Origin of the sequence: Streptomyces sp. NPDC057638, from assembly GCF_042800315.1 — a bacterium.
Classification (GTDB): Bacteria; Actinomycetota; Actinomycetes; order Streptomycetales; family Streptomycetaceae; genus Streptomyces.
The window spans coordinates 18,499-27,051 of the sequence record NZ_JBHVHF010000083.1 but is presented as its reverse complement, the minus strand read 5'-3'; the positions used below and the strand labels follow the sequence as shown (position 1 = coordinate 27,051).

The window sequence follows — 8,553 nt, the reverse complement described above, 5'->3', positions numbered from 1 at the left end:
GGAGGGGCGCGACGACCGCGGGCCGGTCGCCGCGCCCCTCCGTCGAGGCAGCGGATCGCACTGATTTCCGGCCAGTCGTGCCGTCCCTGACGAATGGCGCGATATGGCGGGGGATCAGTCGAGCGGGATCGGAGATCAGCGGGCCGGGACCCGGTGGTAGACCGTGGGAAGCGCACGGCGATGACGGTCGGTCGGCAACGGCAGAAGATTCCTGAGAGAAACGGAGGGTTCCAGTCCAAGCTCTTCGTAAAGAACGCGGCGGCATTGTTCGTATTGTCGCAGTGCGGCGCCTCTGTTTCCGGCGGCGAGATGTGCTTTTACCAGCACCCGATGGGCACTTTCCCGCAGAGGTTCGGCGCGCACCGCCGCCAGCCCCGCCGCGACGGCCTCGCCATGGCGGCGGGCCGCCGTCAGCCGCTCGGCCATCGCCTCCAGGGCGTAGAGCCGGAGTTGGTGGTACTGCTCCTGCTCCATCAGCACCCACTCGTTCTCCGACCACTCCGGCAGCAGATCGGCGGAGAGATCGGCCCTGGTCTGGGTGGTGAGGATGTCGTCGCAGGGGCGCGAGACATCGAGCAGCCGATGGGCACGGATCACCGCTTCATGCAGGTCAACCGTGATGTTCCCGGAGACGGCCAGCTCATGGGTGGAGGTGTCGATGAGGGGATGTCCGGTGCGGGTCGCTCGCCAGAGCGAGGACCGGAGATTGGCGTGGGCGCGCGTGGCCGTGACATCGGGCCAGAGAATCCCGGCCACGTAGGTGCGGGTGCGCGGCATGTCCTGAAGGGCCAGGAAGGCGATCAGTCGCTGGGCGCTGGAACACAGCGGAACACGTGTGTGATCAACCGACAGCGCAAATCCCTTAAGCAGCCTCAGTGTTATGACATGAGCTCGTTCGGTCATGTGGCTCCTCCCGGACGGTGTCGGCTCCGGTGATCTTTCGTACGGCTCCCGGGATGCTGAAGACCATTTTACGGACAACTCATGATCGTGTGGTGCGGTCTTCATGTGAGAGGCGTTGAAAAGACATCACCGGGGCGTCGCGAAAACATCACTGGCCCGGTTCCGTGAATTCTTCGAGCCAGGCGCGCACGGCGAGCAGGACGTCATCGACCGCGCTCGTCGCCGAAGGGGGCGCCGCGGATCCGTCCACCGACCGGAGGATGCGGGCCCGAAATCCGTCCGGCCTGCCCTCTTCCACCCAGACCCGCAGGATCAGGACGCCAACGCGCTCTGAGGAGGACTCCATAAGAGGACAAGGGTGCCGCACGACTGTCACCTCGGCGTTGTCGCCGTGTGTCCGCCGCCGTCTTCGCCGTGTCCCGCCACGCACTGGTGACGCCCCTGTGACGGGTGGGTCGCGGTCCCGCCACGCGGCCCCCCGCATGCTGGCGCGGCACCGGCACACCGTGACCAGACGGCACCGGGGCACCGCCGCACCGGACGGCGCGGGACGCGTCGCCCGTACACCGCCGTACGGCGCGGGACCCGCTTCCCGCACCGTCGGCCCACCGTCATCCGACGGCAGGCGCCCGCCGTCCCGGGACGGCGGGTGACCGCCCGTCGGCGGACGGGACCAGGACAGCTCATGAGCACGGCCGGGGGAGGAGTCACATGGGCGACTTCGGCGTCATCGCCGACGTCTCGACGGTCATGGTGGACGCCCTGACCGAGTCCCTGCGCGGACTCAGTCAGGTCGAACCACCCATCGCCGAACTCAACGACCTCTCCGACGCCATCCAGACACCACCCCCCAAACTCACGGTCTTCCTCTACGAGATCGCCGAGGACCCCGTCTCCCGCAACCGGCCCCCGGTGCGCTCCCAGCCGCCCGACCCGCCGACCACCCGCAAACCCCCGATGGCGCTGCTGCTGCGCTATCTGATCACCCCGTGGGGCGGCGACCAGGAGACCCAGCAGCGGATGCTCGGACGCGCCCTCCAGACCTTCTACGACGACGCCATCCTCGACGGCCTCCAGCTGTCGGGCACCCTCGCGGCGGGCACCGACAGCCTCCACCTCAGCCTGACCCCGCTCACCCTCGACCAGAAGTCCTGGGTCTGGTACGCGATCCAGAAGCCGTACCGGCTCTCGCTGAACTACGAGGTCCGCGTGGTCAATCTGGACTCGGCCGTCGCCTTCCCCGTCCAGCCGGTGCGCAGCCGCGTCTTCGACGGGACACCGACACCATGAGCCGCTTCACCGCCCTGAGTCACTCGACGCTGTCCAGCCCGGCGTGGTTCGTTCCGTACGACGAGTACGCGCGGCGGGTGAGCGCGGCGGGGGTGACGGTATGGCTGGACCGGCGGGAGGACGACGGAGGGTGGCTGCCGCTGGATGACCGGGCGGTCCTCACCCCGAGCGCCGCCCTCGTCTACCCGGGACTGGGCCGGACCCTGTCCGGACCTCTCACGCCCCGGCTCCACCGGGCCCGCTTCAGCGCCCCCGGCCGCCAGCCGTACTACCCGGCCGACGGGGAGGGGTTCTCGTCCTCGCTCACCGGGGTGGAGTTCCTGGTCCACCCCTACCGGCCGGGTGATCCCGGCCGTCCGCCCGTGGCGCCGGGCGAGCCCCGGCTGGTGCGGCTGCTGCCCGCCGCCTCCTTCCCGTACCCGCCCGGAGTGCGCACCGTCCATGGCGTGGTCGTCCGCGCGGGCACCACCACCGGTCTCGCCCAGGTGCTGGTCGAGGCGGAGGGACAGGCCGGACGGGACGCGGTCGGCTGGCGGGAACGCGCCCTGACCGACGCGTCGGGGGCCTTCCGGCTGGCGCTGCGCTGGGAGGGCGAGCCGACGGGTGTCCTCAACGAGGAGAGGTTCCTCCTCCGCGCCACCGAACGACCGGGCCGGACCGGGGAACGGGTCGTCCTGCTGCCCCGGGAGGCCGGCCAGCGACACGTCATCGAGATCCGCGAGAGTTGAGGAGCCAGCCATGGCGGAGTATCTGAGCCCGGGCGTCTATATCGAGGAGATCGACGCCGGGCCCCGGCCGATCGCGGGAGTGAGTACCAGCACGGCGGGCATGGTCGGGGTCACCGCTCGCGGCCCGGCCGACGGCAAGCCCAAACTGGTCACCACCTTCCTGGAGTTCCAGAACACCTTCGGCGGCTTCCTGCCCGAACCCGACGCCGGGATCACGGGCGCCTGGGCCGACAACCCCGACGAGGGCGGGCGCTGGTGGCTCTTCCCGCTGGCGGTCAAGGGCTTCTTCGACAACGGCGGACAGCGGCTCTACGTCAAACGCGTCGTCAGCTCCGCCGCGCGGCCCGCCGGCGGGGCCCTCGGCAGCGGACTGGCCAGCCCCGTCACCGCCGACGCCGCCCGCGGCGGCACCGCCCTGGAGCTGGCCCACCTCATCGGCTTCACCGGCGTCGGCCAGCAGATCCAGCTGGTCCGCGGCGATGACCAGCAGACCATCCACAGCACCGAGATCACCGCCTACGACCGGGGGGCGCGCCGGATCGAGCTGGCCTCCCCGCTCCCGGCCGGAGTGCGCTCCGCGCGGGGGGACTACGTCCAGGCCGGGGCGCGCGCCACCGAACAGACCCTGCGCTTCTCCGCCGTCAGCCCCGGCGGCTGGGGCGGCGCGGTCGCGGTCCGGGTCGATCCGACGGTCGGCGCCGCGCTGCCGGTGCTGCCCGATCCGCAGGAGGGCCCGCTCTTCGTCACCCGGCTCACCGAGGACGCGGCGGCGGACAGTGCCACCGTCCAGGTCGCCACCGCCACCGGGCTCGACCCCGACGACCTCCCCGACGACATCTGGGTGCAGATCGACGAGCGCCGCTACAAGGTCCAGGTCGGCCAGCCCGCCAGCGGCACGGTCACCCTCACCTTCGGCACCCCGCACCCGGCCTGGCTCGCCGGACTGACCGTCCGCCGGGTGCGCCGGGGGCTGACCGCCGCCGCGCGGACCCTGCGCGTGGGCGGGGCGAGCAGGCTCTACGGGGGCGCCGTGGTCCAGTTCGACGACGGCTCGGCCCTGTCGGTCCGCCGGGTCACCGCCATCGCCGACGATGTCGTCACCTTCGACGCCAACCTTCCCGGCACGCCCTTCGAGACCGACCGGGTCCATCTGGTCGAGGCCCGGGTCTCCACCCGGTTCACCGACCCCGCCGGGGCCGCCGTCACCGAGACCTTCGGCAATCTGCGGCTCGGCGGGGACAGCCCGGCGCTGCTGACCACGGCCCTGGCGGCCCGTTCCCAGCTGGTGCGGGCGACCGCGCTGCCCGGTCTCTCCACCGACCCGGCCGCCTTCCCGCTGCCCGCGGTCGGCTTCTGGCAGGCCCTGGACGGCGGCGACGACGCCTACGCCCGGCTGAACGTCTCCGACTTCGTCGGCACCGACGGCGGCAGCGGCAAGCGCACCGGGATCGTGGCGCTGGAGGACATCGACGAGATCGCCGTCTGCGCCGTGCCCGGCGTCTGGTCGTCCACCGTGGAGTCCGCCCTGGTGACCCACTGCGAGCTGCTCAAGGACCGGTTCGCCGTGCTCGACCCCCAGGACGGGCTCGACATCGAGCGTATCCAGGCGTTCCGGGAGCGGTTCGACACCAAGTACGCCGCCCTCTACTACCCCTGGCTGGTCGCCCGCGATCCGCTGACCAACCGCGACGTCGAACTCCCGCCCTCGGGCCACCTCGCGGGCATCTACGCCCGTACGGATGTGGAACGCGGGGTCCACAAGGCCCCCGCCAACACGGTCATCCGGGGCATCCGGCTCACCGACGGCATCGCCCAGGACGTCACCAAGCGCCACCAGGACCTGCTCAACCCCAAGGGCATCAACGCCCTGCGCTTCTTCCCCGGCCTCGGCCACCGGGTGTGGGGCGCGCGGACCCTGTCCTCCGACAGTTCCTGGAAGTACATCAACGTCCGGCGGCTCTTCCTCTTCCTGGAGGAGTCCATCGACGAGGGCACCCAGTGGGTCGTCTTCGAACCCAACGACGAGGCCCTGTGGGCCCTGGTCCGGCAGACGATCACCAACTTCCTCACCACGGTCTGGCGCAGCGGCGCGCTCGCCGGGACCAGCGCCGACGAGGCGTTCTTCGTCGCCTGTGACCGCACCACGATGACCGAGGACGATCTGGCCAACGGCCGGCTGATCTGCGTCATCGGCGTCGCACCCGTCTTCCCGGCCGAGTTCGTGATCTTCCGGATCCAGCAGAAGACCCGCGAGACCCAGCTCGCCTGACCCGTGAGGAGCCACCATGCCGCCTGTGACCAGGGAAGATCCCTACGCCGGTTATAACTTCCAGATCATCGTGACCAACGTCAGCGACGACGGGGTCGCGGTCAGCGGGTCCTTCACCGAGGTCAGCGGACTGGAGCTGGAGATCCCGCCGATCGAGTACCGCAACGGCAGCGAGGACATCACCGTCCGCAAGATCCCGGGACTGAAGAAGTTCACCAACCTCACCTTCAAGCGCGGCGTCACCGGCCATGTCGGCTTCTGGAACTGGGTGGTCGAGGCGCTCAACGGGAAGGTGCGGCGCACCTCCGGCTCGATCATCCTGCTGGACGAGAACCGCCAGGAGGCCATGCGCTGGAACTTCGACCGGGGCTGGCCCACCAAGTACACCGGCCCCACCCTGAGCGCCGCGAAGAACGAGATCGCCATGGAGACCCTGGTCCTGGCGGTCGAGAAGCTGGAGATCGACGCCTGACATGGCCGCCGAACCGCTCCCCGGTGTCACCCTGACGTTCGAGCCGCGCGGCTCGGGCGAGGAGCCACTCCGCACCGACGTGGCCGTCCTCCTGGGCAGGCTGCGCCGGGGCCCGGTGGGCACCCCCGTACGGGTGGAGAGCTGGCGCGAGACCGTCGCCGCCTTCGGGCAGCCCGACGGCTCCAGCGCCACCCCCTACGCGCTGCGCGGCTTCTTCGAGAACGGCGGGCGCACCGCCTGGGTGGTGCGCCTGGCCGGACCCGCCACCGCCGCCGAGGCCCGCTGGACGGTCGGGGAGCTGAGCGGCTTCGCCCACCAGCGCTACCGCGTCGTCGCCAGCGGCCCCGGCCCCTGGGCCAACGGCGGCCGGGTCTTCCTGCGCTACCAGGCGAGCACGGTCGCGGGGCCGCCCACGGTGACCGTGCGGGTACGGGTGCCCGGTGAACCCGTGGAGACCTTCGCCGGACTGCCGCCCGCCGACGTCGTCACCGGACTGGCCGCCTCCCGGCTGATCCGGCTGATCCCCGACGGGCCACCGCCGCCACCCGGCCGCCCCGGGCCGCTCACCGCCTCCTGGGAACTCACCCTCGACGGAGGCACCGAGAGCGCCCCCGGGCGGGCCGAGTACGCCGACGCCATCACCACCCAGGCCGGACTCCCCGAGCCCGCCCTGGTCGCCGTACCCGACCTCGGCACCGACCTCACCGGCGCGGTCCACACCCAGACCGTCGCCGACCTGCTCGGCAGCGCCCGTGAACTGCTCGACCGACTGGTCGTCCTCGACGTCCCGCCCGGGGTGTCCGCCGTGGACGACACCCTCGCCTGGGTCGGCGCACTCACCGCCTCGGGCGACGCGGACCTCCTCGGCGCGGCGGCCGTCTACCATCCGCCGCTGGTCACCCCCGACGGTCCCGACACCCGGCCGGTGCCCGCCTCCGGACACGTCCTCGGGGTGATCGCCCGGCTCGACGCCGAACGCGGCGCCCACCACACCCCCGCCAACGCCGTGATCCTGGAGGCGGTCGACCTGGCCACCACCTATCCCGAACCGCAGGAGGCCCGCCTCTTCGACGCGGGCGTCAACCTGCTGCGCTGCACCCGGGGACGGGGCCTGACGGTCTGGGGCGGGCGCACCCTCTCCGCACCGCTGAGGGACTCCCGCACCCGCTTCATCGCCCACCGCAGACTGCTGCATCTGCTGGTGCGCGCGGTGCGCAGGGCCGCGAGCCCCCTGGTCTTCGACATCAACTCGCCCGAGCTGCGGCTCGCGCTGGTCCGGGCGGTCACCTCGGTCCTGCTCGCCGCCCACCGGGCGGGCGCGCTGGCGGGCTCGCGGCCGGAGGAGTCGTTCCGGGTGATCTGCGACGAGACCAACAACCCACCGGAACAGGAACCCGCGCTGACGGTCTGCGAGATCGACGTCGCCCCGGCCGCGCCGATGGAGTTCATCCATATCCGTCTGATCCTCGGTGCCGACCGGGGCCTGGAGGTGATCGAGGCGTGACCACCCCCGACCCGCTGCCCAAGTACCGCTTCCTCGTCACCCTCGACCCCGGCGACGCCTATCTCCCCGCCGCCCAGGCCCTGCTGCTGCCCCTGGTCGCCGCCGGTGCCTTCCAGGAGGTCACCGGGCTCGGCGCGCAGCTGGAGGTCACCAGCTACCCCGAGGGCGGCCGCAATGACTCGGTCCACCAGCTGCCGCTGCGGCACTCCTGGAACCGCATCGTCCTCAAGCGCGGTGTGGTCCGCGACCCGGGGCTGTGGTCCTGGTACCAGGCCGGGCTCGCCGACTCGCTCGGCGCCCGCCGCGACGGCGCGGTGATCGTCCTGACCCCGGCCGGCACCCCCGCCGCCGCCTGGGCCTTCCACGGCGGTCTCGCCGCCAAGTGGACCGGCCCCGATCTGCACGCCGAACAGAACGCCATCGCCGTGGAGTCCCTGGAGATCGCCCACGAGGGGCTCACCAAGGTCCTCCAGGACGCCGTGGCGACCACCCTGACACGACCGGACCGAGGGAGGTGACCGGAGTGCCGAAGGTGACCATCCACCACCTCGAAGTCCGGTTCCAGGTCGAGGGCGACGACGGCGCCGTCTTCACCCGGCTCTTCAACCAGCACATCCGGGCCTGGTCACGGCTGTACGAGGACACCGTCGCCCGCGCCAGGCACACCGAGTCCGAGCGCGGCTACGGCGACGGGGAGGGGCGCCGATGAGCATCACCCCCGTCTCGTTCGCCCGCCAGGGCGCGGCGCGCGCCCGGCTGGAGATCGTCCGCCCGGTCATCGCCGACGAGCGCAAACGCCGTATCCCGCTGCGGTTCAACCCCACCGACTACAAGCTCAGCAAGAGCAACACCTTCGCCGAGATCGCCATCCCCGGTCTGGAGACCCCGCCGCTCCAGTACGTGCGCGGCGGCAGCGAGACCCTGACCGTGCAGGCCCTGGTGGACACCTCGGACACGCTGGAGAACGTCCGTACCACCTACGTCGACGCCGTGCGCGACCTGCTGCGCCCCGACAGCCGGGAACACGCCCCGCCGGTGGTCCGGTTCGTGTGGGACGAGTCCGTCTTCACCGGCGTACTGGAGAAGCTGGATGTGAACTACCAGATGTTCCGGCCCGACGGGGTGCCGCTGCGCGCCACGCTCGATCTGAGCCTCAAGGAGTTCCGCCCCGCCGCCGTCCAGGTCGCCGAGACGCCCCGCTCCTCGCCGACGGTCGACAAGAGCTACGTCGTACGCCGGGGTGACACCCTCAGCTCCATCTCGGCGGCCGTCTACCGCCGCCCCGACGCCTGGCGCGAACTGGCCCGCGCCAACAACATCAGCGACCCCCGCGAGCTGCGCCCCGGCCGGGTGCTGACCGTGCCCCGGCTGCCGTGAGGAGCGCGCG

9 protein-coding genes are annotated in these 8,553 nt (G+C 71.7%); 8 read left to right on the top strand and 1 reads right to left on the bottom strand.

Going from position 1 to position 8,553, the window contains the following annotated elements; translation table 11 throughout:
* Positions 1–135: 135 nt before the first annotated feature.
* Positions 136–903: a BTAD domain-containing putative transcriptional regulator gene (locus ACFVIM_RS14525; RefSeq protein ID WP_384301053.1), complete on the bottom strand. Its 768-nt coding sequence runs from the start codon at positions 901–903 to the stop codon at positions 136–138.
* Positions 904–1,614: 711 nt separating this feature from the next.
* On the opposite strand from ACFVIM_RS14525, the gene ACFVIM_RS14520 reads away from it, so the two are divergent.
* The 8 genes from ACFVIM_RS14520 to ACFVIM_RS14485 are packed head-to-tail and all read left to right on the top strand — an operon-like array spanning position 1,615 to position 8,543.
* On the top strand, positions 1,615–2,193 hold the full coding sequence (locus ACFVIM_RS14520) for a DUF4255 domain-containing protein (RefSeq protein ID WP_384301052.1): 579 nt from the start codon (positions 1,615–1,617) through the stop codon (positions 2,191–2,193).
* The gene (locus ACFVIM_RS14515; protein ID WP_384301051.1) at positions 2,190–2,921 is read left to right on the top strand and encodes a carboxypeptidase regulatory-like domain-containing protein; all 732 of its coding nucleotides are present in this window, start codon (positions 2,190–2,192) and stop codon (positions 2,919–2,921) included. Before ACFVIM_RS14520 ends, ACFVIM_RS14515 begins: the two co-directional genes overlap by 4 nt.
* A 10-nt stretch (positions 2,922–2,931) precedes the next feature.
* Positions 2,932–5,190: a phage tail sheath family protein gene (locus tag ACFVIM_RS14510; protein ID WP_384301050.1), complete on the top strand. Its 2,259-nt coding sequence runs from the start codon at positions 2,932–2,934 to the stop codon at positions 5,188–5,190.
* 16 nt (positions 5,191–5,206) lie between these two features.
* Entirely contained in the window at positions 5,207–5,662 is a 456-nt protein-coding gene (locus ACFVIM_RS14505; RefSeq protein ID WP_384301049.1) for a phage tail protein, read from the top strand.
* Position 5,663: 1 nt separating this feature from the next.
* Positions 5,664–7,166, top strand: a complete 1,503-nt coding sequence (locus ACFVIM_RS14500; protein WP_384301048.1) for a phage tail sheath subtilisin-like domain-containing protein — start codon at positions 5,664–5,666, stop codon at positions 7,164–7,166.
* Positions 7,163–7,684 (top strand): phage tail protein, encoded by a 522-nt coding sequence (locus tag ACFVIM_RS14495; RefSeq protein ID WP_384301047.1) that lies wholly within the window; start codon positions 7,163–7,165, stop codon positions 7,682–7,684. Before ACFVIM_RS14500 ends, ACFVIM_RS14495 begins: the two co-directional genes overlap by 4 nt.
* 5 nt (positions 7,685–7,689) lie before the next feature.
* Positions 7,690–7,875 carry a putative phage tail protein gene (locus ACFVIM_RS14490; protein ID WP_384301046.1) on the top strand — a complete coding sequence of 62 codons (186 nt, stop codon included), beginning with the start codon at positions 7,690–7,692 and terminating at the stop codon, positions 7,873–7,875.
* Entirely contained in the window at positions 7,872–8,543 is a 672-nt protein-coding gene (locus ACFVIM_RS14485) for a LysM peptidoglycan-binding domain-containing protein (RefSeq protein ID WP_384301045.1), read from the top strand. Before ACFVIM_RS14490 ends, ACFVIM_RS14485 begins: the two co-directional genes overlap by 4 nt.
* Positions 8,544–8,553 lie beyond the last annotated feature (10 nt).